The organism is Nostoc sp. UHCC 0252, from assembly GCF_034931145.1.
GTDB lineage: Bacteria > Cyanobacteriota > Cyanobacteriia > Cyanobacteriales > Nostocaceae > Nostoc.
The window spans coordinates 46,133-63,654 of the sequence record NZ_JAYGHE010000020.1 but is presented as its reverse complement, the minus strand read 5'-3'; the positions used below and the strand labels follow the sequence as shown (position 1 = coordinate 63,654).

16 protein-coding genes are annotated in these 17,522 nt (G+C 41.0%); 9 read left to right on the top strand and 7 right to left on the bottom strand.

From position 1 onward, the window contains the following. Positions 1-49 precede the first annotated feature (49 nt). The gene (locus tag VB732_RS14285) at positions 50-658 is read right to left on the bottom strand and encodes a site-2 protease family protein (RefSeq protein ID WP_323231523.1); all 609 of its coding nucleotides are present in this window, start codon (positions 656-658) and stop codon (positions 50-52) included. Positions 659-1,498: 840 nt separating this feature from the next. Between VB732_RS14285 and VB732_RS14280 the strand changes: the two genes are divergently transcribed. Beyond that, entirely contained in the window at positions 1,499-1,753 is a 255-nt protein-coding gene (locus tag VB732_RS14280) for a DUF4212 domain-containing protein (RefSeq protein ID WP_323231522.1), read from the top strand. Positions 1,754-1,762: 9 nt separating this feature from the next. Then, positions 1,763-3,418 (top strand): sodium:solute symporter family protein, encoded by a 1,656-nt coding sequence (locus tag VB732_RS14275; protein WP_323231521.1) that lies wholly within the window; start codon positions 1,763-1,765, stop codon positions 3,416-3,418. An 88-nt stretch (positions 3,419-3,506) separates the two neighbouring features. Here the strand turns inward: VB732_RS14275 and VB732_RS14270 are convergent, their stop codons facing one another. Together VB732_RS14270 and VB732_RS14265 are read right to left on the bottom strand one after the other, a co-directional pair. After that, on the bottom strand, positions 3,507-4,367 hold the full coding sequence (locus tag VB732_RS14270) for a tetratricopeptide repeat protein (protein WP_323231520.1): 861 nt from the start codon (positions 4,365-4,367) through the stop codon (positions 3,507-3,509). 226 nt (positions 4,368-4,593) lie between these two features. Beyond that, positions 4,594-5,514: a ribonuclease D gene (locus VB732_RS14265; RefSeq protein WP_323231519.1), complete on the bottom strand. Its 921-nt coding sequence runs from the start codon at positions 5,512-5,514 to the stop codon at positions 4,594-4,596. A 464-nt stretch (positions 5,515-5,978) separates the two neighbouring features. Here VB732_RS14265 and VB732_RS14260 point away from each other — a divergent pair, with 464 nt between their 5' ends. From VB732_RS14260 to VB732_RS14245, 4 genes are all read left to right on the top strand, one after another. Beyond that, positions 5,979-6,434, top strand: a complete 456-nt coding sequence (locus VB732_RS14260) for a BON domain-containing protein (RefSeq protein ID WP_323231518.1) — start codon at positions 5,979-5,981, stop codon at positions 6,432-6,434. A 106-nt stretch (positions 6,435-6,540) separates the two neighbouring features. Continuing rightward, positions 6,541-6,717 (top strand): hypothetical protein, encoded by a 177-nt coding sequence (locus VB732_RS14255; RefSeq protein WP_323231516.1) that lies wholly within the window; start codon positions 6,541-6,543, stop codon positions 6,715-6,717. Positions 6,718-7,369: 652 nt separating this feature from the next. Then, the gene (gene smc, locus VB732_RS14250; protein ID WP_323231515.1) at positions 7,370-11,053 is read left to right on the top strand and encodes a chromosome segregation protein SMC; all 3,684 of its coding nucleotides are present in this window, start codon (positions 7,370-7,372) and stop codon (positions 11,051-11,053) included. Between the two features lie 58 nt (positions 11,054-11,111). Beyond that, positions 11,112-12,110, top strand: coding sequence for a PRC-barrel domain-containing protein (locus VB732_RS14245; protein ID WP_323231514.1), 999 nt, complete (start codon positions 11,112-11,114; stop codon positions 12,108-12,110). Between the two features lie 248 nt (positions 12,111-12,358). Here VB732_RS14245 and VB732_RS14240 read toward each other — a convergent pair whose 3' ends face one another. Continuing rightward, the gene (locus tag VB732_RS14240) at positions 12,359-12,625 is read right to left on the bottom strand and encodes a type II toxin-antitoxin system RelE/ParE family toxin (RefSeq protein ID WP_323231513.1); all 267 of its coding nucleotides are present in this window, start codon (positions 12,623-12,625) and stop codon (positions 12,359-12,361) included. After that, positions 12,622-12,861 carry a hypothetical protein gene (locus VB732_RS14235; RefSeq protein WP_323231512.1) on the bottom strand — a complete coding sequence of 80 codons (240 nt, stop codon included), beginning with the start codon at positions 12,859-12,861 and terminating at the stop codon, positions 12,622-12,624. The genes VB732_RS14240 and VB732_RS14235 overlap by 4 nt, the downstream gene beginning before the upstream one ends. A 263-nt stretch (positions 12,862-13,124) precedes the next feature. On the opposite strand from VB732_RS14235, the gene VB732_RS14230 reads away from it, so the two are divergent. From VB732_RS14230 to VB732_RS14220, 3 genes are all read left to right on the top strand, one after another. Beyond that, positions 13,125-14,849 (top strand): ABC transporter ATP-binding protein, encoded by a 1,725-nt coding sequence (locus VB732_RS14230; RefSeq protein WP_323231511.1) that lies wholly within the window; start codon positions 13,125-13,127, stop codon positions 14,847-14,849. A gap of 337 nt (positions 14,850-15,186) precedes the next feature. Continuing rightward, positions 15,187-15,825 (top strand): histidine phosphatase family protein, encoded by a 639-nt coding sequence (locus VB732_RS14225; protein ID WP_323231510.1) that lies wholly within the window; start codon positions 15,187-15,189, stop codon positions 15,823-15,825. An 18-nt stretch (positions 15,826-15,843) separates the two neighbouring features. Next, positions 15,844-16,050: a hypothetical protein gene (locus VB732_RS14220; RefSeq protein WP_323231509.1), complete on the top strand. Its 207-nt coding sequence runs from the start codon at positions 15,844-15,846 to the stop codon at positions 16,048-16,050. Positions 16,051-16,099: 49 nt separating this feature from the next. Here the strand turns inward: VB732_RS14220 and VB732_RS14215 are convergent, their stop codons facing one another. Then, entirely contained in the window at positions 16,100-16,225 is a 126-nt protein-coding gene (locus tag VB732_RS14215) for a hypothetical protein (RefSeq protein WP_323231508.1), read from the bottom strand. A 21-nt stretch (positions 16,226-16,246) separates the two neighbouring features. Then, positions 16,247-17,455: a TIR domain-containing protein gene (locus tag VB732_RS14210; protein ID WP_323231507.1), complete on the bottom strand. Its 1,209-nt coding sequence runs from the start codon at positions 17,453-17,455 to the stop codon at positions 16,247-16,249. Positions 17,456-17,522: the final 67 nt, after the last annotated feature.

Sequence of the window (17,522 nt, the reverse complement as noted above, 5' to 3'; positions counted from 1 at the left end):
ACATAAGATTACTATGTAAATAATCTATTTTTGCTTTAAAATCTGCTGATTATTCATCAAGTATTGACTGAATAACTAAATCAGTAATTTCACTAAGTCCCGCCCCAAATTCTGGAATTATAAATAGAAGCATCATTGCAAAAACTCCGAATTGGCTATATTGTAGTGGCTTTAGCTGAGGAAATATTTCGCTAAAGACATGAAACCCATCTAGTGGCGGGATTGGCAGCAGATTAAACAGAAATAAGGTCAAATTTATCCGAGCAGCTAAGTAAAGAAACTCCCCACTCAAAAGTTCCGAAAAACTCAGATTAGAGAGAAATTTCATCATTACAATAAATAAAATGCCTAAAGCCAGATTTGATAATGGCCCAGCAGCAGACACCAAAATATTGCCTAACTTTCCAGATCGAAACTTGGATGGGTTGACGGGCATTTGTCCCCAAGCTATACCCATGAGGCAGAGAAAGATCATTGATTCTTTGCCCATGTGAACTACAGGATTAAGGGTAAGATGACCAGTTTGTTGTGGAGTGTTATCTCCCTGACTCATCGCAGCCCAGCCGTGAGCAAGTTCATGTAAAGTGATAGAAAATATGACAATTATAACGATTCTGAAAAACTGAATTGGCTCTGTCAAGAGTGTTTGGATAAACATATATTCTGGCTCGTGATATGGTTGAAGCTAAAATCCGCGCATTCTGAAGACACGCACGAAAAAGTTACCTAATTCCAAAACTGTAAGCCTTGATTCTCAAGGCTAATTACAAATAAATTAGGTAAGTTCTTTTTACGTGATTTCCAAGACTAGTGAAAAAATCTATGGAGACGCTGCTTGTTGAGAATGAAGCGAATCAGTTAGTTAAAAGTTAGCCATCGCTTTGCAAGATGCCTTGTAAAAATCAGCTTGCGAGGCATTGGAAAGCTGGGTAAGACGCTATTCACATCACAATTTACTATATTTTGGTAATGCCTCTTCTGTGTAATAACAAGCTCGTTATACAAATGTTATGAAAATAACCACGTAAATGGCTATAGTAATTATTGGTATATTTTATAAATTAACTTCAGTTATTTTTATAAGCATCAATTGCTTGTAAATACGAAAATTGAATTTCTTGGGTTTAAAGCTGTCAATTATCTAGTAGTTAATACGTAATAAATTTTAAAGTTTTTGTATTTAGAGTAGCTCAAGTAAAAAAATGCTCAATTGTCATTGCGAGCGAAGCAATGCCAGGTTTTGAATCATTTATTTTTTGGAAAGCTCTTAGTATTATTATATTTATAAATATTCTCTAGGATATTTTAGTTGCATCAACCAAATCATTTGTTCATAATTTACTTTAAAGTAATTCTTACTTAGCTAGTACTTGGTTGCATTTAGTACCTGTAGCTTAAATATGATTTACTAAATAATTTAAAAATTAATACAGTAATTAGAAAGGATATTAAGGGTTACTGGTATTATTTTGATGCACTAACGCAATGATGAATAACGATGGATGAAGATCAGCGCCGTGCTTATTGGCGTGCTAATACTGCTTTAATTCGTAATCTTTTAATTGTCTGGGCATTGGTTTCTCTAGTTTTCAGTATTTTATTGGTTCAACCTTTGAATGCAATACGCTTTTTTGGCGTACCCTTTGGCTTTTGGATGGCGCAGCAAGGATCAATCCTGGTATTTGTGGCCTTGATTTTCATTTATGCCTTTCAAATGGACAAGCTAGACCAAAAATACAATCTCAAGAAGTGAGGAAAAACCGTGTCAGTTGAAATTTGGACTATTGTATTAGTTGGACTTTCTTTCCTCGCCTACATTTATATTGGTTGGCAATCACGAGTCGAAAATAGTAAAGACTTCTTTATAGCCGGTCAAGGGATACCTTCAATTGCTAACGGTGCGGCCACCGCCGCCGATTGGATGTCAGCAGCTTCGTTTATTTCAATGGCGGGGCTAATTTCTTCTTTGGGTTACGACGGTTCTATTTATTTAATGGGCTGGACGGGTGGCTATGTACTGCTAGCATTATTACTGGCTCCTTACCTACGGAAATTTGGGAAGTATACAGTGCCAGATTTCGTAGGCGATCGCTACTACTCTAATATCGCCCGTTTAGTGGCAGTAGTTGCAGCTATTTTCATCTCCCTAACTTACGTTGCTGGACAAATGCGGGGCGTGGGCATTGTTTTTAGCCGCTTCCTCCAAGTCGATATCAATACAGGTGTAATCATCGGTATGGTGATCGTCGGCTTTTTCTCTGTGTTGGGAGGGATGAAAGGTATTACTTGGACACAAGTTGCACAGTACTCTGTGTTGATTTTTGCTTACCTGATTCCAGCGATCGCGATCGCCTGGTTTCTCACTGGTAATCCTGTTCCTCAGCTAGCATTTACCTTCAGTGATATTGCTGACAAACTCAATCAAATTCAGGTTGACCTGGGTTTTAAGCCTTATACTGAGCCATTTGTGAACAAATCGATGTTAGATGTGCTGTTCACAACTATTGCCCTGATGGTAGGCACGGCTGGCTTACCCCATATTATTGTCAGGTTTTACACAGTGAAAAGTGTGCGTGCAGCCCGTTTTTCTGCGGGTTGGGCATTGCTATTTATTGCCATTCTTTATACAACGGCTCCGGCCCTCTCGATGTTTGCCCGCTACAACCTGATTGATTCTTTGCACAATCAGACAGTTGCAGAAGTGCAGCAGCTAGACTGGGCGGCGAAGTGGGAAAAAACTAAACTTTTGGGTTTTAATGACATAAATAAAGATGGCCGTCTCCAGTTAACTCCAAATAAAGAGACTAATGAAATAAAGATCGACCCAGATATCATCGTGCTTTCCACCCCAGAAGTAGCTAATCTGCCTCCGTGGGTGATTGGGTTAGTAGCGGCTGGCGGTTTGGCGGCTGCTTTGTCTACAGCATCAGGTTTATTGCTGGTAATTTCTAGTTCTATCGCCCACGATATCTACTACCGGATCGTAGATTCATCAGCCTCAGAACAAAAACGGGTGTTTGTCGGGCGGATCATGGTGGGTTTTTCCCTCGTCCTCGCCGGCTATTTTGGGGTGAATCCGCCAGGATTTGTAGGTCAGGTGGTAGCTTTTGCCTTCGGTTTAGCTGCTGCTAGTTTCTTCCCGGTGATTTTCTTAGGGATTTTCGACAAACGCACTAATTCTGAAGGTGCGATCGCTGGGATGTTGACGGGTTTAATTTTTACGATAATCTACATTGTCGGTGTCAAGTTTGGGGGTATGCAACCCTGGTTTTTTGGGGTTTCTCCCGAAGGCATTGGTACTTTGGGTATGCTAATTAACTTCGCTGTCACCCTAGTAGTTTCGCGCCTAACGCCACCTCCCCCAGCAGAAATTCAAGCGATGGTAGAAGACCTCCGCAGCCCATTGATTGAAGAATAAGGGATTGGGGATTGGGGATTGGGAATTGGGGACAAGGCGAAAGACTTGTTGTAAGTTCTAAACTTTTGTCCCCTTGTCCCCTTGTCCCCTATTGCCCTGCTTGCCTACTTTGTCCAAGTTCTTTGATGTTTTTCATCACTTGTTCATATAAGTCGTTGTTACCCTGACTTTGAAAAATGCTTCCTGCTTTTTCTAAGTCTTTCAGCGCCCCCTGTCTATCTCCATTGGTGGCGCGGGCATTTCCCCGGTTATTGTAGGCGGGGGCAAAGTTAGGGTTGAGGCGAATGGCTTGATTGTAATCTGCGATCGCGCCATTTAGGTCTCCATTGGTAGCACGGGCATTTCCTCGATTATTGTAGGCGATCGCATATTTGGGGTTGAGGAGAATTGCTTGGTCAAAATCATCTAGCGCCCCCTGTCTATCTCCATTGGTGGCGCGGGCATTCCCTCGGTTATTGTAAGCTTCGGCATAGTTGGGATTGAGGCGAATCGCTTCACTGTAATCTTTAACTGCTTCTCTGTTATTTCCCAATGAGGCGCGGGCATTACCCAGATTATTGTAGGCTTCGGCATCATTAGGGTTGATGCGGAGGGCTTGATTGTAATCTGCGATCGCTTTTTCTTTGTCTCCCAAGTCGAAGTAGGCTAATCCGCGGCCGTTGTAGGCAGCGCCATATTGAGAGTTTTGATCGATTGCTCTACCATAAGATGCGATCGCAGCTTGTAAATCGCCGTTTAAATGTTGATTTTTTCCCTGAAGATAGAATTCTCCACCTCTGGACGCTGTAGCTGAACGACGGCTAGGTGTACTAAGTCCTATTTCTGTCACCAAAACATTGTCATTCTTGCTACAAGAAATACTGCTAATTGCTGTCAATGTGGTAAAAATAGCTATAGTAAATACTTGATTTACCTTTGCTCGCTTTTGTCTAAATAAATGCCATCTCATAATTTAATATAAACTGCCATAACACCTGAACCAATTAGTACCAAAATCTAGATTTTAATTCTTGAACTCAACAGTTATTTTAACTTTTGATAGACATTTCAAGTCAATTAACAAGTTTACCTGATATTCAAACAGCCTCTTATATAGTTATTTTAAGGAAAACATCTAGTTCATAAAGTATAAAAATTGTCAATCTGGTTTTTTGTTATTGTGATCTCTGTGCTTTTTACTCATCCTCAGTTTCACTATCTTGAGTTTTAGAAGTTAGCCGCCAAGAGGTAGTTTTTTCAATATCTACAGAGAGTTGTTCTAGATTTGCCCCTAAATCTTTTTGGAGTTTCTGAGTTAGTGTGATCGGGAAATCTAAATCAATATCTTGGGTTTGGGCTAGCCTTGCCAATTCTGAAAAAGTAGCTTTGACTGTAGTGCGATCGTAACTAGTCAGCTTATGATAAGAAGTTTCAGATATATTCTGAGCTTGCATGGCTTTTTTCATGCGTTCTTGCAAATGCTCAAATTCTGAATTCAACAACTTGTATTGTTGCTCAATTTGTGAATATCTAGTACTTAGTGATATTAAATCTTCTGTGGTAGGTTCCGGGCTAGCTTGGGCTTGTAAACCTAACAAATTTAAGTGGATTTGAGCAAGATAAATACAATCTAAGTAAGCATACTCTATCTGTTCTTCAGTTAGGGGACGTTTTGCCCAATCGCTTGTTTGTTCTTGTTTGTCGATATTATTAAAGCTACAAAGTGCCGTAGCTATGGTTTTGAGTTGGTAATTAGGTAATGGCAAGAGATAGTAAGGAATTTTTTTTGCCATTTCCAAAGTGCAAGTAATATTTTTGGCTTTCTTATTACCGAGAAATTTTAGATCGTAACTGGAATTGTGAAAAACCTTTTCAATGGCAGAATTTATCATAATTTCTTCAATAAATTCAGCTATAATATCAGGTTGATCCAAGACATCTAAAAGGTAGACGCGATCGCCACTCATATCTTGAGGATCATCTAATACCTGAATCAGCGATAGTCTAGGATTACGACTTTTATAATCGGCTACTTCTGTATCTATCCACAGCGTTTTCGCCTTGGTATATTCAGCAACAATGGCACTAATTTCGCGGGCAGAAGTAAGATAAGGCATTGGCTAATATTTCCTGATATTTAGGGCATTGTAAGTAAGGCATAGTTTTATAAAGTAACATTTTGTTGGTAATTTTGCTGGCACAGAATTGTAAAAACGCTGAAGTTTTGAGTTACATGGTCGTAGACATCGCCAAACTGACTCAAATCTGATAACATAAGTCACTAGTGTAAGGCTGCATAGTCTATCATTCAAAAAGCTCCTCAGCATCTACATTAAATTCATAGGAGCTACAGACGGTATGCAAAGGAATCCTCATTTGCAACTGTCAAAAAATTGAATTGGCGCTTCTCAAAAATTGCTGCAAAATCTTAGCCTCAAGAAATCGTCTAAGTTTTAATTTCCAGTAAACTGAGCGATTGCTTGGGCACTTTTGCTACTTCACATTTCATTGCTTTTTAACATCTGCTCCTCACCATGACACACAAATTAATTGCTTCCAGTAATCAATTCGGAGATAGATAATGAAAAAGCTAATTCTATTACTAGTTAGTAGCATTTTGGTAGTTGGTACTTTTGGCTGCCAAGAGGCTCCTAAAACCGGTTCGGAAACTCCTAGCACTACTAATGAAGCTGCTCTACCCGCAAAACCAGCTTCTCAGACAAATGAAACTGTCAAAGTTCCAGGAATACAAACAACTCCTTTAGCAGCTATCACAGATACTAAAGTTAAAACCGATTCTGAAAAAACGGCAGCAACAAAAGTTAAAAGTGACTTGAAAACTGAAGTTAGCGCCAAGTTGAACAAAGGCTTACCAGGCAATAAGTTACAAGTTGAAAACAAAGAGGGTGAAATTATCCTCAAAGGTACAGCGACTTCTGCTGAAGAACTTAAGAAGGCTGAAACCTTGGCTAAAGAAGTTCAAGGTGTAAAGACAGTGAAGGTAGAAGCAAAAGTTGAAGCTGTGAAAAAGCCATAGGTATAGTTTATATAAAAGGCAGATTCCCGACTTCTTAAAGAAGTCGAGGATCTTTTTTTTCACAAAGGATTTAATTGCTTACCGCATTAAAATCTGACGGACTAAAATGCTCATTACTTCGTCAGTATTACCTGTTGGTAGTAAAACTGGTGTAGGTTGGGGAGCCACTGCGCCCTTGCGGTTCCCCGACTTGAAGCACGTGGCGTTTGAGGAACAAAACCCAACATTATCAAAGCTTTGTTGGGTAACACTAAAGTTCAACCTAACCTACAATTCTTCTTAACTGAACATTGCAGATTCTTGGCAGAGGGCGATCGCCTTTCTTGCTTACACTAAAGTATAATTTTCTACTTATTTAAAAAATAATCAGCATTTATCAGCAATATTTTGAAGAACTTTATTTAAACTTGATGTTTTAATTGAATTCAATCAGCAAAAGACGCAATTACTTTCTAAAACCCCAGTTTGCTTACTCAAAAGCAGCTTTTACTTTCTTATTTTAGTGTTTACCGCAAGTAAAATAAGCTTTTACTTGCTCAAAAGCAGCTTTTGCTTTCTCATTTTGGTGTTTTCCGCAAGTAAAACAAGCTTTTAATTTCTCAAAAGCAGCTTTTGCTTTCTCATTTTAGTGTTTTCCGCAAATAAAATAAGCTTTTGTTTTCTCAAAAGCAGCTTTTGTTTTCTCATTTGAGTAGCTGACACAAAAAATCTCCTCAAAAAAGAAAAATTTAATCTTACATACTTATAATTTTCAAACATCCTCTAAAGAAGCCAGACATAAAACGAAAAAAATCAGCGATCGCTAACCTTACCTCCCTCCTCTGCGTCTCTCTTGCCTCTGCGGTTCAATAATCTTCAAATTTCCCCCCTACCCTCTTGCGAATTTTTAATTAGTTGATACACTTGTTCTTCATTAGCCCAGTTAACCAGCGCCTATGGTTCATATCAAGCGCGTGGAACTTACCAACTTCAAATCCTTCGGCGGTACTACCTCAGTCCCTTTGCTGCCGGGGTGTACCGTCATATCTGGCCCAAATGGTTCGGGTAAATCTAATATTTTAGATGCACTGCTATTTTGCCTCGGACTCTCCAGTTCTAAGGGAATGCGAGCCGAACGCTTACCAGATTTGGTAAATAACACCCAAACCTCTAAAGGACGCGCTTCTATCGAAGCTAGCGTCACTGTAACGTTTGATTTGTCGGATGAAATCTCACACAAAGACACAAAGGTGCAAAGGGAGGAAGTAGAGGAAGTAGAGGAGGCAGGGGAAGCAGGGGAGGCAGGGGAGGCAGGGGAAGAAAATCCAAAATCCAAAATCGCTCGACTGAGCGAAGCCGAAATCCAAAATCCAAAATCGGCTGAGTGGAGTGTTACTAGAAGGCTGCGAGTCACTCATCAAGGAAGTTACACGTCGAATTACTATATCAATGGTGAAGCTTGCACGCTGACAGAGTTGCATCAGCAATTAAGTAACCTGCGGGTTTATCCTGAAGGCTACAACGTGGTGCTGCAAGGGGATGTCACCAGCATTATCTCGATGAATGCGCGAGAACGGCGGGAAATTATTGATGAATTGGCAGGGGTGGCGGCGTATGATCGCAAAATCATTCAAGCCAAATCAACTTTAGATGAGGTGAAGGAAAAGGAAGATAGCTGTCGGATTATTGAAACAGAATTAACTGCACAGCGCGATCGCCTTGCCCAAGATCGTGCTAAAGCTGAGAAATATCAAAAACTCCGCACGGAATTTCTAGCGAAACAATCCTGGGAAGCTGTTTTATCATGGCGATCGCTACAAGCACAACAAGAAAAGTTAGTTCATGAAATTCAAACAGGCGATCGCAATTCTACTGAACTCTCAACCCAACTCACAAATCTAAATTCCGAAATCGTCCAAAAAACTGCCGAACTTGAACAACTCAATGCCCATGTCAAAGCATTGGGAGAAGATGAACTTTTGGCGGTACAATCTACCCTCGCCACCCAAGAAGCCGAACGAAAACAACTCCAACGTCAGCTAACGGAATTAGAAACAGCTTCCCAAGAAACCGCCAAACGTCTGCTTCAAACTCAGCAAGATATTCAAAAACACCGTCATTCCCTAGAAGAAATTGCCGAAACACACATTGTAGAGACGCGATTCATCGCGTCTTCCCAACACCAAAGGAATGAAGCCCACCAATCTCTAGAAACCTCCCGCGAAGCCGCCGCCGAAATCGCCTCAGCTTCCGAAGCGTGGGTGCAGCAACAAACGGCATTCAACCGTCAAATTGAAACTCTGCTGCAAACTCTAGAACCGCAACGCACCGAAAAAGCACAACTCACAGAACGCAATAATCAGTTACAGCAATTAATTTCCGAACAAACCCAGTTAATTGAACGTGACGAACCCCTATTAGCCCAAAAACAAACCGACTGTAGTCAAATTGAAACGGAATTTAACGCCTCTAGCGAACCCATCCAGAATTTAGCCCAAAATCTCTCAGCCACAGAACAAGAACTGCAAATCCAACAGGAAACTCAAAAACGCTTACTTTTTGAACAACGGGAAAAACAACGCCAGTTGGATAAAATCGAGGCGCAAACGCAAGCACAGCAAGAAGTTCAAGGAACCCAAGCGAGTAAAGTTATTTTACAATCGGGAATGCCTGGACTTTGTGGCTTGGTTGTACAGTTAGGAAAAGTTGAACCCCGCCATCAACTAGCTTTAGAAATGGCTGCCGGTGGACGCTTGGGACATATTGTGGTGGAAGATGATAGTGTAGCCGCAGCCGGTATTGAATTGCTCAAACAGAAGCGTGCCGGGAGAGCGACTTTTTTACCACTAAATAAAATTCACGCACCTAAATTTACTCAAGATGCAACGCTGCGTTTCGCCAGTGGCTTCGTTAACTATGCTGTGAACTTAGTCGATTGCGATCGCCGTTACAAAGATGTATTCAGCTATGTTTTCGGCAACACCGTCGTATTTTCCAGCCTGGAGGCGGCGCGGAAAAATTTAGGATTGTATCGCATCGTCACCTTAGACGGAGAGTTATTAGAAACTAGCGGTGCAATGACTGGTGGTAGTAACAGCAATCGTTCAGCCTTGCGGTTTGGTACGGGTGAGGCGGCGGAATCTGATGAAGCGATCGCTTTGAGAAGTCGTTTGGTGGATATTGAGCGAGTTTTAGAGCGTTGTACTGAAGCGATCGCAACTTTGTCAGTCAGAGCCAAAAAACTCACCCAAGAACTCGCAGAAGCGCGACAGGCGCGGCGCGAACAGCAGTTGCAATTGGAACAGTTGCAAAAAGACATTAAGAATTTGACAGTGCAATTAGAGGGGACGCGATCGCAACTCGCCCAAAACAGCGAAAAGTTAGCCACTGCTCAATCCCGATTAGAAATATTAGATCGGGAATTACCTGGACAAGAAACTCAGTTGCAAGAATTGCGACACGATTTAGCAGAGTTGGAAGCGTCTCAAACTCCCAGTGAATGGCAACAAATCCAGGCGACCATTAAAATTCAAGAGCAACAATTGCAACAACGTGAGACAACATTACGCGAAGCTGAACAAAGATTAAAAAATTTGGAAAATCAGCAACAGCGATCGCAAGAAAAAATCCAGGAAGCAGAAACGCGAATCACCGAATACGAAACCCAACAAACCTCTTGTAGAGACGCGATTCATCGCGTCTTTGCACAAATTACAACGCTAAACGACCAAATAACCCAAACCCGTTTATCGTTAAATCAAATGGAGCAGAATTTGGGTGAAGAGAAACAAAAACGCGACGCTACAGAACTAGAAGTGCGATCGCATCTTTTACGCCAACAACAATTGCAATGGGAAATCGAAAAACTCAAAGAAACCCAAGAGAAACGGCGAGAGGAACTAATTGCACTGCAAAGCCAGTTGCGGGATATGGGAGCAGAATTACCAAATCCTTTGCCGGAGGTTCCAGATAAGGTAGATTTGGAAGAATTGCAGAAAGAATTGCGATCGCTTACCAAACGCTTACAGGCAATGGAACCGGTGAATATGCTGGCGTTGGAAGAATACGAACGCACTCAAAACCGCCTCCAAGAACTGACGCAAAAATTAGAAACCCTAGAAGGGGAACGCACCGAATTACTTTTGCGGATTGAAAACTTTACCACATTGCGGCAACTTGCTTTTAAAGAAGCATTCGATGCTGTCAACGAAAACTTTCAATCAATTTTTGCCATTCTTTCCGACGGCGACGGCTTCCTACAACTCGAAAATCCCGAAGATCCCTTTAGCAGTGGACTAAATTTAGTCGCGCACCCCAAAGGTAAACCCGTACAGCGCCTAGCTTCCATGTCTGGGGGAGAAAAATCACTTACAGCCTTGAGCTTTATCTTTGCCCTGCAACGCTACCGCCCATCGCCCTTTTACGCCTTTGACGAAGTGGATATGTTTTTAGATGGAGCAAACGTAGAACGATTAGCTAAAATGATCAAACAACAGTCACAACAAGCGCAATTTATAGTTGTGAGTTTGCGTCGTCCGATGATAGAATCAGCCGAACGCACAATCGGCGTTACTCAAGCACGAGGAGCTTACACTCAAGTTTTGGGGATTAAATTACAATCATCCAATACATCTGCTTGAGTTTTTGTTAATAATAGTGTATAGACAAACCGGATTCGAGATCAGGACTCGGTATAGAATGACCTCCGAACAGATAATTAGACGTTCCGATATATTAAACACCCAGGTGATTACCCGCGACAACGGCAAGCGGCTAGGCATCATCAGTCAAGTATGGGTTGATATTGATCAACGAGAGGTTGTGGCTCTTGGTTTGCGAGACAGCCTGATCTCCATTTCGGGCATACCGCGCTATATGTACCTCAACAACATCAACCAGATTGGTGATGTCATCTTAGTTGATAACGAAGATGTAATTGAAGATATTGAAGTTGAATCTCTCAGCAATCTGATTAGCTGGGAAGTAATTACAGAAACAGGTGAAGTACTAGGCAAAGTTCGGGGCTTTAAGTTCAACGGCGAAACCGGGAAGCTTAACTCCATAGTCATCGCTTCTTTAGGATTGCCCCAAATTCCCGACCAATTTTTGAGTACTTACGAGTTCTCAGTGGATGAAATTGTCAGCACTGGCCCCAATAGATTGATTGTATTTGAAGGAGCCGAAGAACGGGTGAATCAGTTGACAACTGGTTTACTAGAGCGCCTGGGTATCGGTAAAGCGCCGTGGGAGCGTGATGAAGATACAGAATACGGCGGCTATACTCCACCCCGCCAAGTTGCACCAGGTAATCAACTCCCTCCTGGAGTGCCATTACAGCCATCCAAGCAAAGAACTCGCGCTCCCGAACCCGTAGCGCGGGAAGAGGAATGGAATGAAGACTATATGGAAGAAGAAAGGCCACAGCGTCAGGTAATGAAGGCGCGGCAGTATGAGTCTATTCAGTACGAAGAAGACGAGGAAGAAGATAACTGGAGTGAAGCAACAGGTAGCGACAGGTATCAACAACCGCAGCCGCTAAAGTATGAAGCCCAGCCTTACAGCAAGCCTTATGTTGATGAATACGATGATTATGACGACGTAGAGGGCGATGCTTGGGAAGATGAGCCGAAGCCTGTGAATATTCCTAAGAAAGTCAAGGAAAGGCAGCCAGAATACGAAGAAGAAGGCGGATATTAATTCGTAATTCGTAATTCGTAATGACGCTCTCTACGAGACGCTAAAAGCGAACGCGGACTCGCTACCGCTACGCTAACGTAATTCGTAATTAAATTTCAAGATTAGTCTAGCTCTTTCCTTACAAGTAAGGAAAGAGCTAATTTTTTAGTCTGCACAAGGGTTTCACGCCTGAATTGCGTGTAATTAATTTCGTTTCAGTACTTATAGTGAAGACACTGTAGGCGATAGCTCTAATATTTCTTTGTTTGTCAACTTTCATTCTTATAAACCTTATTACGATGCCCGACATCTATAACATTTACCAATAAAACATCATCGAAAATATCGTATATAACTCGATAATCGCCTACTCTAATTCGGTATGTATTTTCTTCACCTTGTAATTTTTTAACTCCATTGGGACGTGGTTCTATAGACAACTCATCTATTTTGGGTTGTATGCGATCTTGCAATTCTTGAGATAATTTTTTAAACATTTTCTTAGCACCTTTAGTAAATTTAATTTCGTAAGTCACGCTACGTCCTTTTTTCTTTCATTAGCGATTTCCTTTTTAATATCGTCCCACGAGATAAGACTATTATTTTCTACATCACTTATAGCAGCATGATAGGCTTTTAAATCGTTTTCTTCCTCTTCATCTTCGATTTGTTGAAGTAGTGCATAAATTTCATCTAGGGTACTGTCGTAAGCTTGGTTTAGCAGTACGTTAATAGCTTTGATTAATTGTTCGCGTTCGTGTTCGGTTTTCATAACTAACCCTCTTTAAGATGTTAAGTTTGATTAATTTATCAATTCTATTTTTTAGTGTCATTTGGTGCAAGTGCGTTGAAATACTCTTCCAGTTTCATAAAGCAAGACCCCTCGAATGAACATTCCACTTTAATAATAGAAGAACACCGGGAAACTCCACGATGAAGGCTAAAACAGTTTGTAACTAATGAGTTAACTTTTCAGAAACTCACCAAAAACTGCTAGCGTCAAACAAAGTAAAATATCGCTGTGGACTTTCGAGCTTGAAAACCCGTTCTAATTACTGGCAACTACTGCCTTATATCCACCTCCAGTGGCGAACCATCACCAAGGGACTTATTGGCATCTTCGGATACGTACTGGCGACATTAGTGTTGATAAATCTTGCCGGTAGATTGGCAATTCCCTTTGCTCAAGGTAATGTAGTAGCGATCGCTCAAATAACTGGCAGTTGTGCCTTAGTCTTTCTTGTCAGAGGCTTGTTTCAGTCTATACAAGATATGTACATGGCGAAAGCTTCTTTGAGAGTTGCTTTTCATCTCCGCCAGCAAGTCTACGCCCATCTGCAAAAGCTAAATCTCAGCTTTTTTGAAACCGCAAAAGCAGGTGATTTATCTTACCGCCTCACCGAAGATGTTGACCGGGTTGGCGAAGTCGTAAATAAAGGATTCCACGACTTTATCCCCTGCATTTTGCAGTTGTTGGCAATTCCGATTTACATGATTTACCTGAATTGGCAACTGACACTAGCAACGGTGATTGTTGCGCCACTGATGGGTCTTTTAATTGGCTGGTTTGGCGAACGCTTGAGCAAGTATTCCTTAAAAAGTCAAAATCGCGTATCGGGTTTATCAGCTATCCTCGCGGAAGTTTTCAACGGTATTCGTTTGGTACAGGCATTTGCTGCCGAAAATTACGAAATCGCCCGCTTTGGCCATGAAGCAGAACGCAGTCTCAAAGCTAAATACTCAGCCGAACGTCTGAAAGCGATTCAGATTCCCATCATCGGATTTCTGGAAGCCTTAAGTGCGTTATCGTTGCTGATTGTGGGAGCGTGGCAAATTTCCCAAAATAACTTATCAGTGGCGAATTTTTTCAGCTATCTGGCGGCGGCGGCGCTGTTAATTGATCCCATCGCTCATACTACTAACAACTACAACGAATTTAAGCAGGGTGAGGCATCTGTTGATCGCGTTTTTGAATTGATGGCAATTCAGCCAACGGTAATCGAAAAGATAAATGCGATCGCTCTCCCTCCAGTCAAAGGCAAAGTAGAATATCGTCATATTTCCTTCGCCTATAAGCCAGGTGAACCCGTATTAAAAGATATCAGTTTATTGGTATCACCAGGTGAAGCGATCGCTCTTGTGGGTGCTTCGGGTGCTGGTAAAACCACATTTGTCAACCTTCTCCCGCGTTTTTACGACCCGGAAGTTGGTCAAATTTTCATTGACGATGTTGATATTCGGGATGTGAAGCTGCATAGTCTGCGGCGACAAATCGGGATTGTTCCTCAAGAAACCATCATGTTTTCTGGGACAATTGCCCAAAATATCGCCTTTGGACAAGATATTTTTGACATAAAAGCAGTGAAAGAGGCGGCAAAAATTGCTAATGCTCATCAGTTTATTAGCCAACTACCAGAGGGTTATAAAACTTGGATAGGCGAACGTGGGGTAAACTTATCAGGGGGACAAAGACAAAGAATTGCGATCGCTCGTGCTGTTCTGCTCAATCCTCAAATATTGATTCTTGATGAAGCGACATCAGCATTAGATTCTGAGTCAGAAGCACTGGTACAGGAAGCGCTGGAAAGATTGATGCAAAAACGCACGGTATTTATTATTGCTCATCGTTTATCAACCGTGAGAAGGTGCGATCGTATTTTAGTTCTCGAACAGGGACAAATTGTTGAATCAGGAACCCATGAAGAATTATTAGCCCTAGAGCATCGCTACGCGCGGTTTTATGCCCAGCAATTTAGTTAAAGGTAGGGAATCAGCAGAACTGAAAACTTTAATACCCAAACTTAATAATTTTAAAAATTTGTATAATAATTATTCCTCTTACCTCTGTCTGTGTCTTATGGTGTACACACAAATAATTTAATTACCCCAAATCCCATTTTGTAGGGTGTGTTATGCCGGAGGCTAACGCACTATCCTAGTACTAGCTGAAACCGCTACTTTTATCTTTGATTTCAAAAGTTTGTCTTTGATTGACTTTTTTGGTTGATTATTTTGTCCTAGTGTCACATATTTGATTGCGAGATTGATGGTACTTTACGTTTGCACCAACTCCTTTATCCCAAACGCGATATAAGCTATGACACTCAATTTATATTTACTGCGACATGGAGAAACTACTTTTAGTCAAAGTGGTAACTTCTGCGGTGAAACTGATGCGGAGTTGACAACAGAGGGGATGCAGATGGCATCCGGTTTTGCCGATGTTTATCAAAAATTGAAGTGGGAGGCTGTTTATGTTAGCCCGATGAAGCGCACAATAGCAACTGCCAAGCCATTTTGCGATGCTATCGGTATGGATATGCAGTTGCGTGACGGACTTAGAGAAGGTAGTTATGGCGAATGGGAAAGGAAGAGTAAATCCTTTGCTCAAGAGAATTACGCAGAAAACTATGTAAAATGGTTGACAGAACCCGCTTGGAATGCACCACTAGGTGGAGAAACTGCGGTAGATATTGCTAACCGTTCTATGCCTGTAATTGCTGAAATTCAAGAAAAACATCACCAAGGTAATGTTTTAGTAGTTTCCCATAAAGCCACGATTCGGATTCTGCTTTGCAGTTTACTGGGCATTGATTTGGGACGCTATCGCTATCGGGTGAATATTTTGGTCGCGTCGGTAAGTATGGTTAAATTTGATGTTCATGGCCCTTTGTTAGAAATATTAGGCGATCGCCATCATATACCCGATCATATTCGCTCTCGTCCGGGAACATAATTGGCAAAAAGTTTTATTATGAGTGGGATACAAGTCGGATTTGACATGGCTTGCAAAGAAGGGATAGCAGCCTTTCAAAAAGCTTCTGTCACTCTCCTTATATCTTGCACCAGGCGACTAGAAGTCGCGGCTACACGAGACAAAACCTGCCTCCGCAGGTTGAAAAGCCTTGGTTTTGTGTTAGTCCGCGCAGGCGGACTTCGTTTGTATAGCCGCGATTTCTAATCGCTAGGGCTAGGTGCAAGATGTCACTCTCCGAAAACATTTGCCATTTCTAAATTTCTGTGGGCTTTCTCTCACCACTAGGATTTTTCAGAGCATTAGCAGATTTAGTATCAAAGCCATCTGACATCAATGCTGACTCCTGATATTGGTGACAACAGCATTGAAGTTTTCCCATTTCTCTTACTCAATTGTCAAGTTAACTTGATACCAAATCAGGTGAGCTTTCCTGGGCATTTAACATCATTTTTGCAAAAATAATTTCGTTAACAATATCCATTACATCATTGACTACATCTTCTGCTGTTGATGGATCGTTGATATATTGATTCAGTGATTTAAATTTTTCTGGTAAGATATTCCCCATTAACTTACTATCCCAATTTGCCAGCATTTCATCGAACACCTTTTTGGCATCACCATTAGTACATACAATAGGAATCACCGGGATTTTCTCTTGTTTAGCATACAGATAAGTTTCATAGGTTCCACCAACACCTCCCACAAGAATCACCAAATCTGAATATCGCAAACAATCGAGCCATTCATTAATACCTAACTCGGTGTATTCGACTTTTCCACCCTTAAATACAGGTTGTTTTCCTCGTGGAACAACGTGTGTTAACTTATCGGTTAGGCGGATATTTTGTTGCGTGATTTTTTCGGCAAACTTCTCAGCTACAACATAATCTACTCCATCCCATCCACCTGTTATCAAGTTATAGTTATATTCTGCAATTTTCTCACCAAGTTTTTGAGCGCACCAATTGATTTCGTCAGGAATATTAAAGCCTCCTGTTCCTGCAACTAAAATGCTCTTTTTGCTTCTAAGTTTAACAGCATCATCTTTAATAGCATCAGTAAGCTGATTAATAAATGCATTAAAATTGATAGAGGGATCTATGCTTAATTTATCCGAGATAAAAAACATAAACTCATCAATTTTTTGGGAAATTTCTATAATTTTTTCAGCAACATTATGCATTGCTGAATCTTCATTAAGAGATAGTTCTGAACCGATGAGTTCTTTGAGTTTTTCTTTCTGTTGCTTCCAGTAATTTATGTAATCGCTCTGACCTTCTTTGGTATATACATTAGCATCCTGTAAAACAACTGGAAAAACTTTTTGTTCATAATCTTTGCATTTCATTATTTTAACAGCTTCAAACATACAGTATTCCGATCGCAAATATTTGTCGCTGACAACGACAATTATATAGTTTCCACGCCCGATTTCCTGCATGAAGTCGTGTATACTCTTACCTAGCGTTAAATAGTTGCGATCGCGAATTAAGTTGTAACGTTTTGAAATAAGTGCGGTACAAATTTTATCGACTAATTCTTCGCGTTGACAACCTAATTCACTCTTGTTATCTTTCCATGCGTATGATATGTATATTTGGTTCATTTCTTTCAGATTTTCTTAGATGCTATAAATAGATTTAGAAACAATGTGGTGAATATAATAATTCGCT